Here is a 23,354-nt window from a genome sequence, read left to right on the forward strand (position 1 = left end):
CGCTTTTCTTTTTTTAGGAATTTACAGTTATAACATCTCATATTTTGTTTATAATTGTAAATAGTTATTAAAATGTATAAATGTTATTTCTTTTTTAATAAATAAAAAATATAAAAAGGAAAAATAATGCAACTTTATAACACGCTTATTCGTGTTATATATGAAAGGAGGAGGGGATGGAAATTGAAGAAATATATAAGGTTTATATAAACGATGTGTACCGGTATTTATTTTCCCTTTCTCGTAGCCATCACGTAGCGGAGGACTTGATGCAGGAGACTTTTTATCGGGCGTATCTTTATCTAGAAGACTATGAAAACCAAAAGGTAAAATCATGGCTTTTTAAAGTGGCATATCATACGTTTATTGATTTTGTAAGGAAAGAGAAAAAAGTAGCTTTTGTAGGAACGGAGGAATTAGAGACAATACAAGCAGGGGAATCTACAGAAGAGTATGTAGTCGCAAAAAATAGTTATGAAAAATTAATTCAGATTATTCATACTTTACCAGTGGTAGAGGCACAAGCTATTTTATTATGTGACGTACATCAATTAACGTACGAAGAGGGTGCTACTGTATTAGATTTAAAGGTAAATACTTATAAAAGTCACATATTTCGTGGGAGAAAGAGATTAAAAGAATTGTTAAAGGAGGAAAAGAGTCAAAATGACAAATGATAAACCTCATTCTGAACAAGATGATTATAAAGAATTGTTACAAGAAGCTCTTCATCAAAGACCAGATTCACTTCCTGATGGAAAACAGCAGCAAGTGTTGAAAATAGGTAAAAAAAGAGCTCGAATTACGAATGTGTTGATTGTATTTACTTTTTTATTACTTATTCAACCTATTTTATATATATCTACACTTTTATATTATACATTGGCACCTACAAACGCGATGGAGATACGGAATGTAGTAAATCAAACATTAAGTGTAACAGAACCTAATGTATTTATGAAAGAAAGGGACATGGAGCAAACATTGTTACCGCTTAGTTTACAATTGCATTTTGATTTGTATAAAAGGGTAGGAAAGAAAGATATTCGAATAGGAGAAGAGAAAACAGATTATTTATTAAGTAAAGCAACGAAAGTAAGCCGTGAATATACAACAGATGAAAAAATCCCAGAAATCCCGTATATAGATAACGAAGTGTTGTCTCATCCTAATAATTATAATGCGTCCTATAATAGTGGCGAAGAAGCGCAGATATTAAAGGGTCTTCCACAAGAATCTGTTGTAGAAGCATTTGTATCTTTTAGGGAATTATTAAGTGTGCAAGAGGTAACGGATACGTTTCCTACTATTGATATCGTTTGGTATGCAGTTAATACAGGATTAGAGGAGAAGCAAATGAATGATGAGGGTATGTATGTTGCCCCGATTGGCTTTCCAGCAGATATGATTTCAAGTCCAAGTGGTCCTTTTTTAAGTGATTCACCTCATGAGGAACAATTTATTGATGTTTTAAAGTCATTACAGAAGCATGAAAATTTAGCAGTGAAGCTATCTAGAGCAAAAGTATTAGAGTTGTCAAAGCGTATATCTTTCCTTGAAAAAAATGGGGTAAAAACATACGGGATGGTTGTAACTGGGCCTAAAGTAGAAGTTGAAAAATTGATGAGACACGAAAAAGTTAGAAAATTGAAAGTAGGTGAAGCGAGGTTATGGAATTGGCATTCTTAAAAAAAAGAAAGAATCGTATTTATAAACAGGAAACGTGGATGGGTATTATTTCATTAATTATTGCCTTTCTAGCGTTATTGTATTTGAACATTACATTGCTTATTCAAGAAACATTTATAGGCGAAGGTTTTCGAGAAATAGTTGGAGCTGGATTGATGTGTTCAGTCGTAGGCATGCTCACAAAAAGCAAAAGTCGAAAATATGCATTGTGGGCATGTAGTTTATTTGTTTTTATGTTACTGTTTGCTGTATTTGGATTTATGTTAGGTTGGATGATAAGCTTTACGCCATAAATATGTGGAAAAGAGCGAATGTAGATTCGCTCTTTTTTAATGTGTAAAAAGTAAACTAGATAAGAGAAGAACCTATCAAATTTGAAAGGAGAGCACTATGCATCTAGGCTGTGGTTTTGTTGATATGTTTTCCGCTCACGATTCAGTATTATATATTAAACTTGGTGCCCTTTATTAATCCTCAAAAATAAAAACCTCATCAATCGTACTATGTAGTGCCCTCGCTATATCATGAGCAAGCTGTAAAGAAGGGTTATACTTTCCTTTTTCAAGATGGCTAATCGTTTCACGACGTACACCAACCTTTTTCGCTAAATCTTCCTGCGTCATATGTACTTTGGCACGGTATTCTTTTATCTTCGTTACGAACGCCATGGTCCATCTTCCATTTCATCAACTGGTTTATCGTAAAAGAAGGTAGAGAATCCGAATGTAAGAATGAGTGTGCTGAAAATAAGAGCAATATCAATCTCTTGTAGTGTAGGATTCGGAAATAACATTTCAATAAAGATAATGATAGCGGTAGTTAATAACGTAATGATAAAGGCGTTGCGGCAAGATTTATTGACGATTTGTTCAAATAGTTCATCGTGTTGAACTTTTCTATACGTCGTGAAAAAGGAGAAGAAACAAAACATAGTAAACAATCCTTTTTCATAAAAAAATCCGAGAAACCCAAAGAAACCGAGAAATCCTAAATATTTTATCCAAGTCGTTTTCATGATAGATTCTCCTTTCGATGTTAGAAATAAAGTGAAACTTTAATCAGTGGGGGGTGTTCATCCCCCACTGATTATTAGCCTTCACCAATCGGGCGTTTACGGGCAGCAGGGCTCCCACCTAACTTCTTTGCTCCAGCCGAAATTTGAGGTGGGAGTCTTACTGCCAGTTAATGCGGGATAAATCACTATATGTTATAAATATATCACATATGGAAATTCATAGTAATAATAGTTTTGCAATTTATTTCATAATAATAGTAAAAAAGGTTAAATATTCTGTAAAATAAAAAGGGAAATATCGTAAAATGGATGTAAGGAGGGGGAGGACGAAATGTTAACTGGGATAATGATCGTTATATTACTTGTAGTTATTACTGTAATTGGAACGGTGTTAATTGGGCGAAATGGTGATGCGAATTATAGTAAAGCGACAAAAGGAAATATTAAACGACTTACGATGATTTATATAATACTAGCTGTTGTTTTAATTGTTGGATTAGGAGTTTATATTTATTTTAAAGGTTAAAAAAACTGAAAAATGTAAAAATCTATAAATATAAGTATGCTATAATGTTAATATAGTTAATTGGTAATTAAGGAAAGGATTGGATGTAATGATCGAAATTTTGAATGTGTCAAAAAGTTATAATGGATCTACCTATGCAGTAAAAGATTTAAGTTTATCTGTACCGAGCGGAGAAATCTTTGGGTTTTTAGGACCGAATGGTGCGGGTAAATCAACGACAATTAAGATGATTACTGGTATTCATGGGGTGGACAAAGGAACCATTACAATCAACGGTAAAGATATTATGAAAAATCCGATGGAAGCGAAGAAAACATTTGGCTATGTTCCAGATAGCCCGGATATGTTTTTACGATTAAAAGGGATTGAATATTTAAACTTTATGGCTGATATGTATGAAGTACCGAAGGAAGTAAGACAAGAACGAATAGAGTCATTAGCGAAGAAGTTTGATCTGTACAATGCTTTATCTGATCAAATTCAAAGTTATTCACACGGTATGAGACAAAAGATTGTTATTATCGGTGTGCTCGTACATGAACCAGATGTATGGATTTTAGATGAACCGTTAACAGGTCTTGATCCGAAATCTGCATATATTTTAAAAGAAATGATGAGAGAACATGCTGATAAAGGGAAGATTGTATTTTTCTCGACACACGTATTAGAAGTAGCTGAAAAAATATGTGACCGCGTCGCGATTATTAATAAGGGAAATCTTCAGTTTAAAGGGAATTTAAATGAAATGAGAGATCATTTTGAATCCAATGAATCACTTGAAAAAATGTTCTTGGAGATGACGGGCAATGAGTAAAATTTGGACGTTAACGAAAGTATTATTGAAATTAAATTATGCAGATTTCATAACAGATAAAAAGAAAAGATGGGCGTATTTATTTTCATTTGCAGCCATTTTATTTGTAGGTTTTTTAATATTTGGTTCGATGACCCATGGAATATATGAAGGAATGATACACCTCGGACAGGATCCAGGAATTGTTATTGCGATGGGATTAGCAGTTGCTAGTATATGGGTATTTTTGATGAGTATTATGAACATTTTAACAGTGTTTTACTATAGTAATGATGTTGAAATGTTGCTACCGTTACCGTTAAAACCAGCGCAAATTATTTCGGCAAAGTTCTTTACAGTGTTAATTACACAATACGTAATGAGCTCGTTTATTTTATTGCCTATCTTTATTACTTACGGTTTAAAGAGTGGGGCTTTCATTACATATTACATTTATATGATTGTCATTTACTTATTCTTCCCGATCATTCCGCTAGTTTTAGCTTCGTTAATTATGACAATTATTATGAGGTATACGAATATAGCGAAAAATAAAGATCGAGGAAGTATATTTATTGGAATCGTAAGTATACTATTTATCGTCGGAATCAATGTATTTATGCAATGGAGAAATAAAAGTGCAGTATCTGGAGCTGGAGATTCGGTTGCGAATTATCTTACAAATAATCAATCCTCCCTTTTTATACAAATGACAAATTATTTTCCGACTACATATTTTGGTGCAATGGGATTAGTAGAAAATGCATCGTGGAAAGGAATATTATACGTACTAATATATATTCTTATTTCTATCGCATTTTTCGGTTTGTTTTATTACATTGCAGAGCGTACATATTTAAAAGGGGTTATTGGACTTTCAACGAGTACAGCAAAGAAAGAGGTAATTTCAGCAGAAGGTTTACAGAAATCAACAGTACAAAGTTCTCATTTAAAAGCATATGTGAAAAAAGAATTTAAAACGTTATTCCGTACGCCACAATTTTTCTTAAATTGTATTGTGCAAACTTTCGTTATGCCAATTATGCTGTTCTTTGTGTTGTTTGTACAAGATGGAAATTTAAAATGGATTACAGGGTATATTGATAATCCAGAATCAGCAGGTTTCGCAATTGGTGTGGGCCTTTGTGCATCCTTATTTTTAATGGGGAGTAACGTTATTGCAACAACGTCATTCTCACGAGATGGAAGCTCTTGGTTTGTGAATCGTTACTTACCAGTAAAGGCTTCGGATATCTTTTTTGCGAAAGCGATAACGGCCTGGTTAATTAATGTAGTCATTTTAGGAGTATTCGGTATTACAATGGCATTTGTAGCAGGTATTTCGCCAGTCTTCATGATACTTTGGTTCTTACTAAGTGCGAACGGTTTATTGTTAATCAATTTAATCGGTACACGCTGGGATGCACAAACTGCAGATATTCATTGGGATACAGAACAGAAATTATTTAAAAGTCGATATACAACTTTGTGGAATTTTTTAGCTAATATTTTAATAGCTTTAGTTATTGTAGCGGGTGTAAGTGTATTATACTTCTTCCTTCAAGTAGGACTTTGGATTATGTTTATCGTTTTATTTGTAATGTTTACGATTGTAAATTATATCTTTATTAAAATTTTAAAATTAGGCGCTGAGCGTATATTGTCAAATATTAATTAAAAAGGTAGATCCTCTGTATTCGTGCAGGGGATTTATCCATAGATGGAGGAGAAAAGGTGAAGAAAATAGCAATTGTAACAGGGGCAACTCGTCTGAATGGAATTGGTGCAGCTGTATGCAAGGTGCTTGCTCAAAATGGGATAGACATTTTTTTCACGTATTGGCCTCGGTATGATAAAGCGATGCCATGGGGAATGAATGATCAAGAGCCCTTTTTGTTGAAAAAGGAAATTGAAAGTTACGGCGTTCGATGTGAAATGGCAGAAATAAACTTATCGCAGTCTTATTCGCCTAATCGTGTATTGTATATGGTATCAGAACGTTTAGGGGATCCATCTATTCTTATTAATAATGCGGCGTATTCTACTCCTACGAAAATTGAAGAGTTAGATGTAGAACAGCTAGATAAACATTATACGGTTAATGTTCGTGCTCCTATGCTATTAAGTTCATTATTTATTAAACATTTTTCACTTAAAACGAGTGGAAGTATTATAAATCTTACTTCTGGGCAGTCATTAGGTCCGATGCCAGATGAACTAGCATACGTAGCAACGAAAGGAGCAATAGAAGCATTTACAAAGTCAGTTGCACCAGTTGCTATGGAGAAGGGGATTACAGTCAATGCTGTTGATCCAGGACCGACGAATACAGGATGGATTACAGAGGAATTACAGCATCATTTAGTATGGAAATTCCCGCAAGGAAGAGTTGGAGAACCGGTGGATGCGGCACGCTTAATTGCTTTTTTAGTAAGTGAAGAAGCGAAGTGGGTTACTGGGCAAGTCATTCATTCGAACGGTGGTTATTCATAAAAATATTATGTTAACAATTGTTGAGAAATAAAAAAATTAGTAATTATTTTGTTTTTTGTATAAATAAAATGTCAAGAAAGATAAAAAATTGATAGGGGAGTATGTTGTCATTTGTAGATTGTAAATCTTCATGTGACAACATACTCTTTTTCTTTTGCTACAGAGGAGGAAAATGTAGTAGAAAAAACTCGAATATTAAAATGAATTTATCGTTTTTTGTACGTATTATTATGAAGATTACTGTCGGAAAGATGGTGATTCGTATGAAAAGGGATTTTTTAAGGGGAAATAGAATCGTAAAGAGAAGGATAAAATTGTAAACATAGGGGGATTTTTATGAAAATGAAAAAGGTCGCTATCGCATCAGTAGCAATTGGTACAATGCTTACAATGGCAGCTTGTAGTACCTCCACAGATAAAGATGCAGCGAAGAAGGATCAGGCAACTGCACAAAATGAAGAGCAATCGAAAACGACAAGTGCAGATGAAGCGTCAAAAACAACGAAAGATACTGAAAAAGACACAAATACTTCTTCGAATGAAAAAACAGATAAGGATGCAAAAAATACAAAGGAATCATCAGGAACAGAAAGTAACGGTAAAACAACAAAAGAAAAAGAAACGACAGGAAAAACGAATGATCAAACTACTAGCGGGAAAACAACAGATCAAAGTACAAGTACAAACAACAACGGAAAAACAACAGATCAAAGTACAAGTACAAACAATAACGGAAAAACAACGAAAGATCCGAAGAAAAGCGTCGCTGTGAAAACAAATGTAAAAGAAGTCGTTACATTAATTGAAAGCTTGGACAAGCAATTAGCTGCAAATCCTAAATTAGAAACAGTTAATAAACTTGGAAAACAAATTAATGAGAAGTGGGATGTCATTGAAAAAGAGTTAGAAGCATCACATCCGACTGAATATAAAACAATTGGCCAAAGTATGTATCCGTTAATTGTAGGAGCGGAGAAAGAAAAGATCGATATTAATAAAATGAAGTCATTAACGACGAAAACGAAAAAAGATTTAAATCAATTATTAACGAAGCTTTCATAGTTTCAAAAGCCTACTCGTGTGAGTAGGCCTTTTTAGTTTGTTGTACATTCTTGTTGGGTGTTAAGAAATAAAGACTTCATTTAAAAGGAACATCACAATGATAAAAAAGAGTGATAACTATTAAAGATATTTTTTGATAGGAAGTCATATAAAACGCTCCCTTGTATTTATATTTGCAATTTAGTAGTTTTTAAAGTTCATTATTTTCTACAAAAATTTCATTTTGTAGAAAAGGGGAATGGATTGATATGTACGATAAAGAGGAAGTTTATGATGAAGAAATTGCACCAGTATCGCAGAAAATCCTAGAAATATGTAAAACGAGAAGAACTTCCAATGGTCGCACAATTTTATTTAGCGGAAGAGTCTCCATACAGTGGCTGTTCAACCATTATATTGTTCGTCAGCAATTGTTCAGGGAGAACATAATGAAGAAGAAGGCATTCAGCAGTTACAATCAATTGCTCAAATTATGAAATACGGAACAAATGGACCACCAGTAGTAATGACGGCAATGATTCGAAAATAAAAAAGCAGCTAACAAAAGCTAGCTGCCCGACTCTCCAAGGGGGAACAAGGAGAAAATCTAATGTCATGTATAGCATTGACGGAATATTGAATTTTATTCAAGGGGGGCTTATTTTTAAATGTAATTTAGGGTTGGTTCCAGAAAAGTGACATACCACAAAAATATAAAATTATTAAAAGGACAATTACTATGAAAGCAATTAAAGAAACTTTCTTCCATAAATTTTTCATCAGTAGACCTCCTTTATGAAGAATATTAACACTTTTCCAGAATCTGACCCAAATAATCCTTTTACTCAAAAAAAAATCGCCTGTATACTAAGAGGCAATCTTTTTTGAGTTGTTTGTAATGGCTAATTACAGGTTTTAAATACTATTTAGTGTTATTTCTACTTTCCAAAACCTGCTCCATATTATTAGTCGCCCATTCCATCATTAAAAGGATAATTGGACGTAATGACTCGCCAAGTTCAGTTAACGAATATTCTACTTTAGGGGGCACTTCACGATATACCTCCCGATGTACGATGCCATCTGCTTCAAGTTCTCTAAGTTGAAGTGTTAACATTCTTTGGGTGATATTAGGTTTTAATCTTTTTAATTCATTAAATCGTTTCTTACCATCTAATAAATGATAAAGAATAACACCTTTCCATTTTCCGCCAATAACCTCGACCATAGCTTCTACTGGACAAGAATATTTATTTAAAAATGGATAATTTACATCATCTTCTTTTGAACTAATCATAAAAAGACTCTCCCTTAACAATAGTATCTTTTTTGATACTATAGCACATAAATGTGCGTACTTGTATCATTGTTACTTTAAAAATATAATTTGGTTAAATAATAATTTAATGAAAAGGGGATCTTTTATGACTAACATAAAACAAAATACAAAACAAAAAATTATTGAGGCTTTTAACTTTAGACATGCATGTAAAGAATTTGATCCTATGAAGAAAATTTCAGAAGATGATTTTAAATTTATTTTAGAAACAGGAAGATTATCTCCTTCTTCTTTTGGATATGAGCCTTGGAAATTTATTGTGGTACAAAATAAAGAATTAAGAGAAAAACTATTACCATATTCATGGGGAGCAGGTGGGCAACTTTCAACAGCAAGTCATTTTGTCATTGTTCTTTCAAGAAACATCAAAGATATGCACTATGATGCAGAATATATTCAGCACATGATGAAAGATATTATTGGATTGCCTGAAGAAGCCCAACAAATGAGATATGAATTCTTCAAAAAATTCCAAGAATCGGATTTTAAATTGTTAGACTCCGAACGTGCTGTATTTGATTGGTCATCAAAGCAATCTTATATTGCTTTAGCTAATATGATGACTAGTGCAGCTCAAATCGGTATTGATTCTTGTCCAATGGAAGGATTCGATAAAGAAAAAGTAGATTCTTTACTTCGTCAAGAAGGAATTTTAAAAGATGATAATCTTGAGGTATCAGTTATGGTTGCATTTGGATACCGTAAAGGAGAACCAAAATTTAATAAAACAAGACAAACTATGGATACTATTGTTGAATGGATTTAATAAGATAAATTTGTATCCATATAACGAAAAAAACGCTACCCTTTCTATAGAAAGGATAGCGTTTTTTTATGTCTGTTTTTAAATTTAGCGAGAATGCTTTGTGAATAGTTGAAGTGCTTTTTCAGGTACATAGAATTTCTCGTTGCTTTCTACAACGATGCCTCCTAATTCATAATCTTTCCCACCAATATATATAATGCTTTTATTAACAAACAATTTGGCCTCCGTATTATTGCGTTTTACTACAAGCACCGGGTTTCGTGCATCTTTTTTGTCAATCGTTACAGTTGCACCAATTTGTTTAAAGGATGTTTCAGCATCTAAGAATAATTTCTTAGATAATTCTCCTAATTGAAAGCCCATTGCTTTGGCCATTATTTTCGCAATGTCTGTATTTTGGACTAAACCGTATGGCTTTTGAGGACCGTAAGAGTATAAGAATACATCTTCACCCGTATGACCACCAGTTGTAAAACCGATGTTCGCACGGTTGGCCAATAATTTAGTAAGGATTGGACCTACATCAGTTTTCTTTTGTGCAGCTTTTAACAGCTCTTTTTCATTATCAGTTAGGTCGTCTAAACCGTAAAGTGCAGCGACCTCTTTTATATTAGATAAATCATCTTTTAGTTTATTTGTAGCACCTTCAAGTGTCATTTTCGCCTTTTTCAGTGGGGCAATGTAAGCTGATACTGGTGTAGTATCATAGCCTTTTGTGGTATTGCTGTTACCAATGGAAATACCGCTATTACCATGATCCGCTAAAGCAATGACCATAGTGTTACCGTCTTTCTTCGCAAATTCTAATGCTTCTGTAACTGCAACATCAAATGCCAATACATCGCTAATCATCCCGATTGGATCATTTGCATGTGCTGCCCAATCTGCCTTACTACCTTCTACAAATAAGAAGAAACCATCTTTATCTTTTGATAATGTTTGAATTGCTTTTCTCGTCATCTGGGAAAGAGTTGGCTGCTTAGGATTGGTTATTCTACGATCCATATCGAACGCAAGGGCAGTATTAGAGAAAGAACCCCAGATTTTATTTGATTTGGAGTTTAATAACGCATCTTTTGTTTCGACAAAGTCGTACCCTTTGTCTTGAATCACTTTTACTAAATCTTCGTTGTCTTTACGAATTCCGTTGCTTGTCATAGGCTGAAGTGCTGCTTTTCCACCACCTAATACAACTTCTATATTTTGATACACTTGCTGTTCACCAAGTACTTCGAAATCTTTACGGTTAACGTGGTGGGCAGAGAAACTAGCCGGAGTAGCATGTTGAATTTCTGATGTAGCAATGATTCCTGTCGCGCGGCCGGAACGTTTTGCGCCTTCTAAGACGTTGGCAACTGGACGAAACTTGCATTCTTCTTTCACTGGTTCTAAGCCAGGTGAATTCACAACAGAAGGTAATACGCCCACGTAGCCTGAATTTGATTTATTTCCTGTCGCTAAAGCTGTGGCTGCTGGTGCAGAGTCCGTAATAGCCGATTCTGCTGAGTATGTACGAACACCTCCGGATACAATTTGATCTAGCGCAAGAGGTGAACCTTTGTACCACCGGGCTAATGTTGTAGCAGAAGAACTTGTCCCATCTATAACCATGAAAATCACATTTTTAGGTTGCTTTCCTGCTTTTTTTACCTCAGCTTTTACCTCATTATCGTTCATTATGATTCCTGTTGCTAATGTAAATAGTGCTACCGTTCCCGCTAATGTTAGTCCCATTATTTTTTTTCGAAGAGTATTCATTGTGGTTCCTCCATAGGTCGTTTTCGATATCCCAATCTAACGTTCGTATGTAAACAAGATTTATTATTAGTAGTACCCCATTGCAACGAAACTAACAATAACGATTGAGTCAAAATGTTGGGCACAAAAAGTTAAATTAAAGCTATTTCTTCAGCAAAATATTCTCTTCATATAAAACCTCTTTGCACCCTTAGTTACACGGTCTTTCCTATAAAAAGAATCTTCTCTTTATTTTATGGGAAACATTTAAAAAAGGATGGTGGGGACATGACAATTGATCGAGTTTGTACAATTGGGCCAGCGAGTAATAATGAAGAAACGTTAGCGCAGTTAATAAACAATGGTATGAAAATTGTTCGGTTAAATTTATCACATGGTACGCATGAAAGTCATAAAGACATCATTCGTTTAGTAAAATCGTTAGACGATTCTATTAAAATTCTAGGGGATGTACAAGGTCCTAAAATAAGATTGGGTGAAATGAAAGAAGAACAAATTACACTTGAAGCAGGGGAGTTATTTACTTTATATACCAATCCAGTGCAAGGGAATAAAGAAGAAGCAAGTGTTGATTATGTGGGGATTGCGAATGACGTAAAAGTTGGAAGTAGAATTCTTATTAATGATGGAGAAGTTGAGTTAATCGTTGAAAAGATAAGTTCGGAAAAAATAGAAACGAGAATAAAAACAGGTGGCAATATTTCCTCTCATAAAGGGGTGAACTTACCAGGTACAATTGTTAGTTTGCCAGCTATTACGGAGAAAGATAAAAAAGATATTCAATTTCTTCTAGAAGAGGAAGTTGATTTTATTGCGTGTTCTTTCGTTCGAAAACCTAGTCATATAAAGGAAATACGAAGTTTTATACATGAACATAAAGAAACTTCCCCAAATTTAATTGCAAAAATAGAAACGATGGAAGCAATCGAGAATTTTCAAGACATATGCAAAGAAGCGGATGGCATTATGATCGCAAGGGGAGATTTAGGTGTGGAATTGCCGTATCAATTTATTCCACTGTTACAAAAAATGATGATTCGTGAGTGCAATCGAACGAATACATATGTCATTACAGCGACACAAATGCTTCAATCTATGGTAGATCATTCTATTCCTACAAGAGCTGAGGTGACAGATGTATTTCAAGCTGTATTGGACGGGACGAATGCTGTTATGCTTTCTGCTGAAAGTGCGTCAGGAGATCATCCAATCGAAAGTGTGAAAACGTTACGTCTCGTTTCTGAATTCGCTGAGCATGTAAAAAAAGACGGTCCTTTTGCGATGAAAGATGTATTGGAATTGCTGCATAAGTCTCTTTAGTTTATATAGAAGGATTTATCTCTCATCCTAAAAACGTACGGAAAGGAATCAGGATAGGAGGTGCTATTTTAGTATTTACTTACAGATTGAAAGGTGGCATTCCAGCTGCCTATATGAAAGAACCATTATGGAACATGGAGGTCTTTCGGAAATCTAAAGAAGGATTTTAAATTAATTAATCCAATTATCTCATTTAAAATATGTTCATTCCTATTCATAAATGATATCCTTATAGTTGAATACTTTTGCTGAATCAGCAAGAATTTGTTGTTCTTTCTGTATGAATTCAACTTTTTTATGGAAAGATATGTTAGTAAGTGTGCAATTTGAACGTTTTATTTTTTAGAGTATGATAGGAGGAGAATGAATATGGAAGCAATTGAAGTAGGCGAAATTTTTAGTCTTACCGATGAGAATAATGAAGAACAGGAAGTTGAAGTACTTGGAGCGATGGATGTCGAAGGTGCAGAATACATTGCGGTTGCCTTTGTAGAAGACATTCAAACAGAAACTGAGGAAGACATTGATATCTTCTTTTTAAAAGTAGAAGAAGATAATGAATTCTCATACATAGAGAATGACGAGGAATTTGAAAAAGTATCTGCGGCGTTCGAGAAGATTATGGACGAGCAAGAACAAGAATAATAATAAAAAGAGTTAGAAAAAAGAGGGAGATGCATATCTGCCCTCTTTTTTTTATATGGTTGAAAATTACATTTATAGAAATCAATAATTATATTATGTAAACTGAATGACGCTTTATTTATGCACTAGAAAAACCACCCGAATGAGGGTGGCGCTTATTATATATAGTTATTAAATGTGTTATTTTCCAAGGAAGAGAGGGGAATCTTCACTTCAGTACCTTCCTTCATATTACGCAATACAACTGTTTCTGTAGATAGTTCCTCTTCACCAATTATTAGCACATACGGGATATTTTCTTTATTTGCATAATTAAGGGCACGTTTCAATTTACGTCCGGCTAGTTCAAGTTCGACTTTTAAAGAAGTAGTAGAGCGCAATTGCTGGGCAATTTGTAAGCATTGTAATTCTGTCCCGAGTGGGATGATAAATAAATCCGCTGTAGATGATATGGTTTCTTTCTGTGATAGTGCTGTATAAATAACGTCTAAACCGAATGAAATACCGACTGTTGGATAGTTCATATTATCACCACGGAATGCTCCGATAATATTATCGTATCGACCACCGCTACCGATGCTAGATGTAATCGTGCCATCTTTTAGAAAGATTTCATACACAGTGCCTGTATACATTGTGAGTCCTCTTGCTAAAAACGGATTGAATATCGTATTTTCATTTATTCCGAGAGCGAGTAAGTATTGCTGTAGTTGTTGTAGTTCCTCTACTCCATCGGCGACAAGTGTATTATTGAAAGTGTCTTTAAAGTCGGCTATAGGGAGCTTTAGGCAAGATAAAACAGTATTACATATTGTATCGGCCATTTCTACAGTAATCCCGCGCTCCAATACATCTTTTCGTACACCATCAATCCCAATCTTTTCGATTTTATCCAATGATAAAATTACGTCACTCGTTAGTTCAGTAGGGATGTTAATAGACTGGAGAATACCGTTTAACAATTTTCGGTTATTATATTGGATCGTTACTTCTAAGTTTAACGTTCGGAACAGCTCAAACGCCATGCTCATGAGTTCAGCTTCCGCCATGACTGATTCTACACCGACTATATCAACGTCACATTGAATGAACTCACGGAATCTTCCTTGTTTAATTGGCCCATCTCGAAATACTTTCCCAATTTCATAGCGTTTAAAGGGTAGGCGGATGTTCGGATTCATCGCCACGACTTTTGCGAATGGAATTGTTAAATCATAACGTAAGGCAAGATCGCGTTTTCCTTGATCCTTAAGTGTATATATTTCTTTTAAAATTTCATCGCCACCACCGTACTTGTAAGACATAAGCTCATACATATTTAACGTTGGTGTCTCTAACGGTTTACAGCCATAACGTTCAAACGTATCTTCACAAGCTCTTTTAATTTTATTTCGTAGTACTTGTTCCTCTGGTAAATAGTCTTTTGTCCCTTTTACATTTTTCATTTCCACCATAATCACTCCTCTTTTAAATTAAAAAAAGCTATGCGGGTATAAAAATACCCACATAGCTTTATGAACGCTTCGTGGGTCAACAGGAAAAGCCCTGTACCCACGAAGAAAAATTTTTCTTCGGATACACGGCGTTACGTATGATGATGAAGTTGGAAAGACGTATTAAAAGTTCGCATTAAAATCTCTCCTTAACATAAGTTTTTCCAAATTATATCAGATGAATTTGGAAATATCAATATTTTCAGTTTTGAAGAATACGTGAAGTTATGTAGGAGAAATTGAAAAGAGTGTATAATAAAAGAAAATTTAATAATATGAAATAACTTTTTAAGGAGAACACTATGAAAAAAGATAAAACAAATGCGATGCGAATATTAAAAAAAGAAAAAATTGAATATTCGATGATGTCATATGATCCGGACGATGGGAAAATTGATGGCGTATCAGTTGCTGGGAAAATTGGTAGAGAAGTGAGAGAAGTATATAAAACACTTGTCGCTCAAGGGAATAGTAAGGATTATCATGTGTTCATTATCCCAGTAGATGAGGAACTAAATTTAAAAGCAGCCGCAAAGGCGGTCGGTGAAAAGAAGATAGAAATGATTCCTGTTAAAGATATTACGAAAGTTTCAGGGTATATTCGCGGTGGTTGTTCACCAGTAGGAATGAAGAAATTATTTTCTACATGTATTGATGAAAGTGCCCAATCACTTGAAACAATCATTGTAAGCGGCGGGAAAATCGGCGTGCAAATTGAGCTTAAAGTTGAAGATTTGATGAAAGTGACGAGAGCGCAGTTTGGTGAGATAACGAAATAAGTATACATAGGAAAAGAAGTTCTAATTTTATTAAATTTAGATAAAGATTTATAGGATAATTAGTCCATTATGAGGGCGGATTATCCTTTTTTATTTACATAATGAATGAAATAAAAAGAGATTGAATTTTTAGTTTAATAAGTATAATATGGATGTGTAATTTTAATCATTTGTTTGGCTTTAGGAGGAGTACAATGCCTCGTTTCAAGGACTTTAAATAAACAAGCAGAGTTACTTTTAAAGATAGACAAAGGACGGGAAAGTGTTTTAATGAGGGTTCAAGAAATACCCATAAGAAAGCACATATTGGGGGATGCCAGTATTTTGGAAAACCCCACGCTAAGAGTATGCAAGATTTTATACAGTTTTTTGGCTAATCCAGTAACAAACAAGAACCCTAAAACCGTGCCAGGATAGGAATGTATAAAAAAATGTATAGATTCATAGAACTAAAAAAGAAGGTTCCCTTGTGAGAGCAGGGTTCTTCTTTTTCCTTGCTACTGATAATGAGACGTTATGTTAACCAAGTATGCATACAATATACAACCAAAATCAAACAATATATCACTTCTCTCATATGGTAAAATAGGGAAAAAGGAGATGGAAGAAAAAATAAGGGAGGGGTATAAATGAAATATATTAATGGATTATACATATCACTTATATTAATAATGTTTATTAATTTACTTAATACTACAATATTTGAAAATAAATATTCAGGGATAACAATGTATCTTTCTTCCATTATATTCATAATTGGGAGCGCATTTTTCGGAAGTGCAAAACGGCTTAAAATTAGTGAGAAAAAATAAACCATTTAGGAGGTGACAATCATTAATGAAACAACAAGAACAAGTTATCTTTCGTGAGGTTCAGCGATCCCAAATTTGGGTATGGATACTCATATTAGGGATTTCCATACTGATGTGGTATGGATTTATTCAACAAATTATTCTTGATATCCCGTTTGGAGATAAACCGGCTCCTAATGGTGTATTAATTGTTATGTGGTTGTTTTTCGGGATTGCCTTTCCTGTATTAATGCTTGGAGTATTGAAACTGATCATTGAGGTCCGTGAAAAAGGTCTTTATGTTCGTTTTGTTCCTTTTCATTTTCAATATAAGCAGTACCTTTTCAAAAATATACATCATTATGAATGCATTACTTACAGTCCACTAAAACGATTTGGGGGATGGGGAATTCGTTTTAACCTTAAGAATGAAAAAGCCTATAACATGAATGGAAATAAAGGTATAGAGTTAAAGTTGCAATATAACACAGTAGTAATCGGCACTCAAAAACCAGACGAATTAAAAAAAGCACTGGACTCAGTACAAAAAGTATAATGAAAATTAATATTCAACAAACGGGCGCAATTCAAGAATTTGTACTAGGTATACCTACTTTAAAAATAACTTAAATTTACTTCCACTTTCGAAAACTATGCAAATAAGTTGTTCACTGGATTCTCATAGAAAACTGTGGTGAGATGAAATTTTTGATTTTGAAGCACTTCAAAATCTTAGCTAGATGGCTATGTATCGGTACCCCACAATAAAAAGGCAGGAACATATCAAATATGTTCCTGCCTTTGATTTTATTAAGTTTAATATCTATGACCTAAATATAATAAAATTTGGAGCTTCTTTTATTTTAGAGAGATGTTTCCTAACAGTTGATTTTGTTAACGAAAGTCGACTTTAAATCTATATTTTGTGTGAAATAAAGTACATATAATAAAAGTATGAGGTGATACAGTGAGAGAAATTCATATTCATAAAATCATTGCGGATAAGAGAAAAGAAAAAGGAATTACACAGGAAGAGTTAGTGGCGTATATCGGTATTACGAAAGCATCTGTTTCCAAATGGGAGACTGGGCAGAGTTATCCGGATATTACATTTTTGCCACTGTTAGCATCGTACTTTAACATAAGTATAGATGAATTAATCTGTTATACACCGCAAATGGAACAGGAAGATATTAAAAATTTATATCATAGACTAGCGGAAGCTTTTAGTGAAGAACCGTTTGATGAAGTAATGATGGAGTGCAGGGAAGTGACAAAAAAATATTATTCTTGTTTTCCATTATTAATTCAAATGGGGCTACTTTTTATTAATCACCACATGTTAACAGAGGATATGGATAGAAGAATTGAAATTTTAGAAGAGGCAATGTATCTCTTTAGCCGAGTGCAGGGAGAAAGTGAAGATGTTTCTCTTGTGAAAGAGGCGGCATCTTTTCAAGCAACTTGCTATCTTATACTCAATAGACCAAATGAGGTGCTTCAATTACTTGGCGAAACGATACGACCTAATTTTCCAGAGGAAGATTTAATCGCACAAGCGTATCAAATGCTTGGAAATACTGAGAAGGCGAATGAAATGATGCAAATTAGTATGTACCAACATTTAATACAACTCGTTGCGACAATACCGAATTATGTAGTAGTAAATGCCTCAAACGCTGAAAAGGTAGAGTAATTGTCTGTAAAAGATCGGTTGTTGTAGGTTAATCTAGTTTAGTATATGGGTTATGAGTTTTTTAGCGTCGTTATCCATTTAGGAATGATGAATCCTAACTATTTAAGTTGTAAAAACGAACATTTTTATTATTTTTATTAAAAGTGTTCACTTTTAGATTGTGTATACACTAAAAGTTTGTTATATTATCAATATAATAATTTTAAATAACATCACTCGTATATACTCGGTAATATGGTCCGAGCGTTTCTACCTAGTTCCCAATGAAAGAACTGGACTACGGGTTAAAGTATTCGGTCATTCGGTGTATTGAGCCGCTACCGTTCTATAATTTAGCAATGGCCTTATCTTTTGCTTAATTAACTTTGACTACCGTAGTTCTAGAAAGTAGAGATTTTTCTACAATTTCTAGAGCTTTTTTCTTTGGACCAAAACATCGAGTATAGAAAACAACAAGAGAAAGAGGAGATTATTTATGAAGAAGAATACGTTGAAAAAATGTGCTGCCCTAGTAACTACTGTTGCATTGTCATTCTCAATACTTGCGGGATGTAATGCGGGTCCAAAACAAGTTGAGGCAAAAAGTAATCAAAAACCAATCTTAATTCAAGGTCCAATGCCAATAGAAGCTGAAAAATTTGCAAAAAGGTTAAAAAATGTGAAAGAAGAAAAATCTGGAACTTTTACCTTTTATAAAGGAACTGTAGACAATTATCCTGTAATCGTTGCGAAAACAGGTAAAGGAATGGAAAATACAGCAGCCGCTACAGCAGTGGCTATTGAAAAATATAAGCCTATAGCGATTATTAACCAAGGAACATCAGGTGGACATGATCCTAATTTAAACGTATTTGATATTGTTTTAGGAAAACAAGTCGCGAATATAGGGTCATTAAAAACAACAAATATGGATGAGAACCAAGGGATTGAACCGGCAAAATGGATATCTATGGACTTAATGGCTTCTGAAGGAAGTGCAGGAGAAGATCCAAATGCTGAGAAAATCCGATACTATGAGGGAGATAAGGATTTACTTGCAGCAGCTAATGCAGTGAAAGATAAATATACAAAAGGTAAAGTGGTGGAAGGTACTATAGGTTCAGCAGACGTTTGGAATAATGAAGTTGATAGAATTAAATGGTTCCATACAAAATACGGTACATCTGTAGAAGAAATGGAAGGTGCAGCAGCAGCGCAAATCGCAAAAGCTTATGACGTACCATTCTTAGGGATTCGCGTATTATCTAACAATAAAACAAACGGCGGAAAATACAACCCAAATACCGCAGCGGCAAATCAAGAATATGTATATGAAGTAGTTAAAAAGTATATAGATTCGATACCAAATAAATAGTAGTAGTTCTGTCTCAATATAAAAATGTTATCATTACTGCACAATGTGTTGTGAACTCAGAATTACCAAAGTTTCTTTAATTAAAATAGATTGGTGCCTTACATGGTATCCAATCTATTTTTGTACTTATTCTACAGAGGAAGAAGGGTTTTACACAAAAAATAAAGACAGTTATAGAAAAAAGAAAAGTCGAACGATTTATCAAATATGCATAATTGCATAAAAAAATTGAAATTTATAAGTTAACATTAAACTACTTTTTAATTGTAAAGAATATTTTAATAATCTTTACTAGAGAAGGATATTCCTTGTGAAAAGTAGATAAACAAAAAGTGTGGAAATAATACAGACTCAATAGAGTTTTGTATTAAATAAAAAGAAAAGGATGGGTATGGCTTTCTAAAAGTTTTTGGGGGCTAGAAAGCATTTTTTAGTTAATAGCTTCAAATTATATTTTAAAGGGGAAATGGGTATATGAAGTTTAGAAATACAAGGCTTGCTATGGTTACACTATCTTCATTTTTTATTTTAGGTACTGCATCTCTATCATTCACAGATATCATACACGGTGAAGTAGCTTCTGCATCACCACAAGAGATTATTGTAAAAAGCTATGACGATACATATTATAATAATGCAATAGGAAAAATGGGTTTAGAATTAAAGAAGGAACTTCATAATATTATTGATGATCATACAAAGTTATCATACAGTGCGGTTTGGGAAGCACTAAGAGATACTGATGAAGATCCAAATAATAAAAACAATGTGCTACTCTTATATACTGGGCGTTCGCAAGGGAAACTTACGAATGGTTCAGGAGTTGATAATTGGAACCGAGAGCATGTTTGGGCAAAATCTCACGGTGATTTTGGAACGACTGCAGGAGCTGGAACAGATTTGCATCATTTAAGAGCGACGGATGTATCTGTAAATAGCTCACGTGGAAATCTGGATTTTGATAATGGTGGTGTGAATCATTCAGAAGCGACAGAATGTAAGTACGATAGTGATTCTTGGGAACCTCGTGATAGTGTAAAAGGAGATATCGCTAGAATGCTATTTTACATGGCTGTTCGTTATGAAGGAGACAACGGCGAAATAGACTTAGAATTAAATGAAAAGGTGAATAACAATAAAGATCCATACATGGGTAAACTATCCGTTTTACTAAAATGGAATGAACAAGATCCGGTAGATGATTTAGAGCGAAAGCGTAATGAAGTGATTTTTACGAAATATCAACATAATCGTAATCCTTTTATTGATCATCCAGAATGGGTAAATAAAATTTGGAATTAAAATATTTAAAGGTATTTTGCTTTGAGAGAAGGGATTGATCACTATGATCAATCCCTGTTTATATCTATACTAGAATAAGTGATTTTTATAGGATTGGAGAATAGAATAGATATTTTATTAAGTTAAGTATAATATGAGTCTTTTAATACGGTCCCCACTCAATATTCACGCCAACAATAAGAAAAATAAGTCCAATGATAAACCAAATGAATGCAAGTGGAGCCATGAAGCGAATCCATTTTCCATAAGAAATGCCGCTCGCTGCGAGAACGCCCATTAAAACACCGGAAGTTGGATTGAGGCAGTTCACTACACCTTCTCCAAGCATAACAGCCTGTACTGTAACTTGGCGTGTAATATGCATGAAATCGGCTAATGGAGCTAATATCGGAATGAAAATAACAGATTCTCCTGTCCCGGATGAAATGAGGAAATGTAATGCGGCACTACTTACATACATGCCGAGAACGCCAAATACAGGGCTATGTCCTTCGAGAGACTGTGCGAGTTGATTAACGATTGTATCAAGTAATTTGCCTTGTTCTAAAATGACTGAAATACAACGAGCCATTCCGACGATCAAAGCACCGTATATGAGATTTTGGCAGCCTGCTAGAAAAGTAGAAGCGATATCGTTTGCTTTCATACCACCTATTATTCCCGCTGTAATTGCTATGAATATAAAAGTAGCGGTCATTTCTGCGTCCGTCCAATGTAGACGAAAAGCGCCTATTAAAAATGCAATTAATGATAAAGCTGAAACGAGTAAAATTAATTTATGACGTATTGTCCAAGGAACTTCTGTTTTCTCTGTTTCTTTCTCACTTGAAAGAGCATTACTTGGAAACCAGTTATCTCCGAGTATGCTTCCTTTATTCGATTTTTTTAAGCGTTTTACATACCAATTAATATACAAAATGGTAGCAATTAAAAAAGAGATATAAATTGCCGTACGTAAACCAATTCCTGAAAACATCGGGAGTTCTGCGATTTTTTGTGAAATGCCTAAAGGTGAGGGAGATAAAATAGTAGCATTAAAACCAGCATAAGTGCCTAAATAAATAATTGCTACGCCGACGATAGCGTCCCATTTTAATGTGCGTGCAACGATGATGCCGATGGGGATAAAGCCGATAACTGAGTTCACGATAATACCAGTCGTTCCGAGAATAGAAAAGAGTGCGGCGACAATACAAATGAAAAGTAATTGCTGATTCCGAAATTTGTTAATTACATGATAGATTAAACCGTCAAGAGCACCTGTTTTTTCAAGAATTGCAATGGCTCCACCTGTAAATAAAATTAAGAAGATGATAGGAGCAGCAAGTGTCATTCCTTTTTCAATAGCGGTAAAAAAAGAAACAAACCCTACCGGCGATTGTGGAACAGAATGATAACTTCCTGGTATTGTCGTTGTAACAGTACCGTTTGTGACTCTTTTAAATTCTCCAGCAGGAACGAAATATGTAGCTATTGCACAAAGTAAAGCAATAAAAAATAGTAGTACGTACGCGTCAGGCATTTTAAACTTTCGTTTACTAGGCTGTTTTTTTGCCTCGGTCTGTAATTGCATAAAACCCCTCCTTTTTCACTTGGTTAATTTTTAATATTCTGAAATTTATCTGTGAAATAGATTATAATAAAGGTGGCTTCTTAAGGCAATAGTTTTTCTGTCCTTTTCTTACACATACAAATTGTTGCAACATTAGACAGGGAAACGAAAAAAATCCAAGAATATGTAATATAAAAGGAAAAGAAAAGAGGGAAAGAGATGTGGAAAACTACGGATCTATGTGATGAATTTGAAAAGGAATTACAAATATGTCGCCAGTCTTTTCAATCTTATGGGAAGAAAGAACAATTCTATGGAAAAATCGCAACGGTAAAAGTGAAGGATGATAATGTACTAGTAAAAGAGGGGTTACAAACACTGCCAGAAGGAACAGTATTAGTTGTTGATAGCGGAGCTTCTAAAAATTGCGCGTTACTCGGTGATAATTTAGCAGCTATTGCGGAAGAAAGAAACTTAGCAGGAATTATTGTAAATGGATATGTTCGTGATTCTAGTGAATTAAAAAATATTAATATTGGTATTTTAGCGTTAGGGACGATGCCAAATAGAAGTGTAAAAGAAGGAAAAGGAGAGCGAAATATTCCGGTGCAATTTGGTGAAGTTGAATGGAAACCGAATGAATATGTTTATGTAGATGAAGATGGAATTATTGTTAGTGATAAAAGCTTACATAGTGAGGGATGACTTCTAATAATGGAAGGCTATTAAGCTATTATTCTTAGAAAATAAATCCGATAAAGCATGGACAAAATTCTTTGTCAATAGTAAAATAATACAGAAAATCAAAATTTGTAGAATGTATAGGTTTATCGTATTTACGATAAAGTGAAATTTTAATCAGTGGGGATTTTGTTCATCCCACTGATTATTAGCCTTCACCAATCGGGCATTTACGGGCAGTTGATCCCTACCTAACTTCTTTGCTTTCGTTGAATTTGAGGTGGGGGTCTTACTGCTCGTTAATGCGGGTAGGAGGTGTTG

Annotated in this window: 24 protein-coding genes, 1 pseudogene and 1 riboswitch; of the genes and pseudogenes, 19 read left to right on the forward strand and 6 right to left on the reverse strand. The window is 34.2% G+C overall.

Annotated features, from left to right (window positions below):
* The first annotated feature begins 176 nt into the window (after positions 1 to 176).
* The 3 genes from DN408_RS13790 to DN408_RS13800 are packed head-to-tail and all read left to right on the forward strand — an operon-like array spanning position 177 to position 1,982.
* Positions 177 to 677 (forward strand): sigma-70 family RNA polymerase sigma factor, encoded by a 501-nt coding sequence (locus DN408_RS13790; RefSeq protein WP_002066381.1) that lies wholly within the window; start codon positions 177 to 179, stop codon positions 675 to 677.
* Complete coding sequence (locus tag DN408_RS13795; protein ID WP_147740216.1) at positions 667 to 1,689, forward strand: anti-sigma factor; 1,023 nt, start codon at positions 667 to 669, stop codon at positions 1,687 to 1,689. Before DN408_RS13790 ends, DN408_RS13795 begins: the two co-directional genes overlap by 11 nt.
* Positions 1,671 to 1,982, forward strand: coding sequence for a hypothetical protein (locus tag DN408_RS13800; RefSeq protein WP_002084409.1), 312 nt, complete (start codon positions 1,671 to 1,673; stop codon positions 1,980 to 1,982). Before DN408_RS13795 ends, DN408_RS13800 begins: the two co-directional genes overlap by 19 nt.
* A 174-nt stretch (positions 1,983 to 2,156) precedes the next feature.
* Here the strand turns inward: DN408_RS13800 and DN408_RS13805 are convergent, their stop codons facing one another.
* Positions 2,157 to 2,357: a helix-turn-helix transcriptional regulator gene (locus tag DN408_RS13805; protein ID WP_002084410.1), complete on the reverse strand. Its 201-nt coding sequence runs from the start codon at positions 2,355 to 2,357 to the stop codon at positions 2,157 to 2,159.
* On the reverse strand, positions 2,345 to 2,704 hold the full coding sequence (locus tag DN408_RS13810) for a DUF3796 domain-containing protein (protein ID WP_078178987.1): 360 nt from the start codon (positions 2,702 to 2,704) through the stop codon (positions 2,345 to 2,347). The genes DN408_RS13805 and DN408_RS13810 overlap by 13 nt, the downstream gene beginning before the upstream one ends.
* 331 nt (positions 2,705 to 3,035) lie before the next feature.
* Between DN408_RS13810 and DN408_RS13815 the strand changes: the two genes are divergently transcribed.
* From DN408_RS13815 to DN408_RS31435, 6 genes are all read left to right on the forward strand, one after another.
* The gene (locus DN408_RS13815) at positions 3,036 to 3,230 is read left to right on the forward strand and encodes a hypothetical protein (protein WP_002142517.1); all 195 of its coding nucleotides are present in this window, start codon (positions 3,036 to 3,038) and stop codon (positions 3,228 to 3,230) included.
* 88 nt (positions 3,231 to 3,318) lie between these two features.
* Positions 3,319 to 4,044: an ABC transporter ATP-binding protein gene (locus DN408_RS13820; RefSeq protein WP_002033261.1), complete on the forward strand. Its 726-nt coding sequence runs from the start codon at positions 3,319 to 3,321 to the stop codon at positions 4,042 to 4,044.
* Positions 4,037 to 5,701, forward strand: coding sequence for a putative ABC transporter permease subunit (locus tag DN408_RS13825; RefSeq protein WP_002167957.1), 1,665 nt, complete (start codon positions 4,037 to 4,039; stop codon positions 5,699 to 5,701). Before DN408_RS13820 ends, DN408_RS13825 begins: the two co-directional genes overlap by 8 nt.
* A 56-nt stretch (positions 5,702 to 5,757) precedes the next feature.
* Positions 5,758 to 6,516 carry an SDR family oxidoreductase gene (locus DN408_RS13830; protein WP_002013978.1) on the forward strand — a complete coding sequence of 253 codons (759 nt, stop codon included), beginning with the start codon at positions 5,758 to 5,760 and terminating at the stop codon, positions 6,514 to 6,516.
* 336 nt (positions 6,517 to 6,852) lie between these two features.
* Entirely contained in the window at positions 6,853 to 7,578 is a 726-nt protein-coding gene (locus DN408_RS13835; protein ID WP_002185367.1) for a hypothetical protein, read from the forward strand.
* Positions 7,579 to 7,954: 376 nt separating this feature from the next.
* A complete protein-coding gene (locus DN408_RS31435) occupies positions 7,955 to 8,107 on the forward strand; it encodes a hypothetical protein (RefSeq protein WP_002128281.1) in 153 nt (50 codons plus the stop codon).
* A 372-nt stretch (positions 8,108 to 8,479) separates the two neighbouring features.
* On the opposite strand, the gene DN408_RS13850 is transcribed toward DN408_RS31435, so the two are convergent.
* Positions 8,480 to 8,854: a winged helix-turn-helix transcriptional regulator gene (locus tag DN408_RS13850; RefSeq protein ID WP_002013973.1), complete on the reverse strand. Its 375-nt coding sequence runs from the start codon at positions 8,852 to 8,854 to the stop codon at positions 8,480 to 8,482.
* Positions 8,855 to 8,981: 127 nt separating this feature from the next.
* On the opposite strand from DN408_RS13850, the gene DN408_RS13855 reads away from it, so the two are divergent.
* Positions 8,982 to 9,662, forward strand: a complete 681-nt coding sequence (locus tag DN408_RS13855; RefSeq protein WP_002013971.1) for an NAD(P)H-dependent oxidoreductase — start codon at positions 8,982 to 8,984, stop codon at positions 9,660 to 9,662.
* A gap of 84 nt (positions 9,663 to 9,746) precedes the next feature.
* On the opposite strand, the gene DN408_RS13860 is transcribed toward DN408_RS13855, so the two are convergent.
* Positions 9,747 to 11,420 (reverse strand): alkaline phosphatase, encoded by a 1,674-nt coding sequence (locus DN408_RS13860; protein WP_078422366.1) that lies wholly within the window; start codon positions 11,418 to 11,420, stop codon positions 9,747 to 9,749.
* Between the two features lie 267 nt (positions 11,421 to 11,687).
* Here DN408_RS13860 and DN408_RS13865 point away from each other — a divergent pair, with 267 nt between their 5' ends.
* Both DN408_RS13865 and DN408_RS13870 read left to right on the forward strand, forming a co-directional pair.
* Entirely contained in the window at positions 11,688 to 12,740 is a 1,053-nt protein-coding gene (locus tag DN408_RS13865) for a pyruvate kinase (RefSeq protein ID WP_078203903.1), read from the forward strand.
* Between the two features lie 363 nt (positions 12,741 to 13,103).
* Positions 13,104 to 13,385 (forward strand): DUF1292 domain-containing protein, encoded by a 282-nt coding sequence (locus tag DN408_RS13870; RefSeq protein ID WP_002013967.1) that lies wholly within the window; start codon positions 13,104 to 13,106, stop codon positions 13,383 to 13,385.
* Positions 13,386 to 13,543: 158 nt separating this feature from the next.
* Here the strand turns inward: DN408_RS13870 and DN408_RS13875 are convergent, their stop codons facing one another.
* Entirely contained in the window at positions 13,544 to 14,839 is a 1,296-nt protein-coding gene (locus tag DN408_RS13875) for a histidine--tRNA ligase (RefSeq protein ID WP_078422365.1), read from the reverse strand.
* 341 nt (positions 14,840 to 15,180) lie between these two features.
* Between DN408_RS13875 and ybaK the strand changes: the two genes are divergently transcribed.
* The 6 genes and pseudogenes from ybaK (at position 15,181) to DN408_RS13910 (ending at position 20,800) form a co-directional block, all read left to right on the forward strand.
* On the forward strand, positions 15,181 to 15,657 hold the full coding sequence (gene ybaK / locus DN408_RS13880; protein WP_147740217.1) for a Cys-tRNA(Pro) deacylase: 477 nt from the start codon (positions 15,181 to 15,183) through the stop codon (positions 15,655 to 15,657).
* Between the two features lie 629 nt (positions 15,658 to 16,286).
* On the forward strand, positions 16,287 to 16,469 hold the full coding sequence (locus DN408_RS13890; protein WP_002128270.1) for a hypothetical protein: 183 nt from the start codon (positions 16,287 to 16,289) through the stop codon (positions 16,467 to 16,469).
* Between the two features lie 25 nt (positions 16,470 to 16,494).
* Positions 16,495 to 17,004 (forward strand): DUF6141 family protein, encoded by a 510-nt coding sequence (locus DN408_RS13895; protein ID WP_002128269.1) that lies wholly within the window; start codon positions 16,495 to 16,497, stop codon positions 17,002 to 17,004.
* Positions 17,005 to 17,415: 411 nt separating this feature from the next.
* Positions 17,416 to 18,141 (forward strand): annotated as a pseudogene (locus DN408_RS13900) (helix-turn-helix domain-containing protein); the annotation flags it as partial.
* Positions 18,142 to 18,340: 199 nt separating this feature from the next.
* A riboswitch (purine riboswitch) is annotated at positions 18,341 to 18,444 on the forward strand.
* A 175-nt stretch (positions 18,445 to 18,619) separates the two neighbouring features.
* A complete protein-coding gene (locus DN408_RS13905) occupies positions 18,620 to 19,498 on the forward strand; it encodes a 5'-methylthioadenosine/S-adenosylhomocysteine nucleosidase (RefSeq protein WP_002128267.1) in 879 nt (292 codons plus the stop codon).
* A gap of 474 nt (positions 19,499 to 19,972) precedes the next feature.
* Positions 19,973 to 20,800 (forward strand): endonuclease I family protein, encoded by an 828-nt coding sequence (locus DN408_RS13910; protein ID WP_002033283.1) that lies wholly within the window; start codon positions 19,973 to 19,975, stop codon positions 20,798 to 20,800.
* Positions 20,801 to 20,942: 142 nt separating this feature from the next.
* On the opposite strand, the gene DN408_RS13915 is transcribed toward DN408_RS13910, so the two are convergent.
* Positions 20,943 to 22,373: a YfcC family protein gene (locus DN408_RS13915; protein ID WP_002013955.1), complete on the reverse strand. Its 1,431-nt coding sequence runs from the start codon at positions 22,371 to 22,373 to the stop codon at positions 20,943 to 20,945.
* Between the two features lie 198 nt (positions 22,374 to 22,571).
* On the opposite strand from DN408_RS13915, the gene rraA reads away from it, so the two are divergent.
* On the forward strand, positions 22,572 to 23,057 hold the full coding sequence (rraA, locus tag DN408_RS13920; RefSeq protein ID WP_002185379.1) for a ribonuclease E activity regulator RraA: 486 nt from the start codon (positions 22,572 to 22,574) through the stop codon (positions 23,055 to 23,057).
* Positions 23,058 to 23,354: the final 297 nt, after the last annotated feature.

The organism is Bacillus sp. AR13-1 (genome assembly GCF_008042285.1).
GTDB lineage: Bacteria > Bacillota > Bacilli > Bacillales > Bacillaceae_G > Bacillus_A > Bacillus_A mycoides.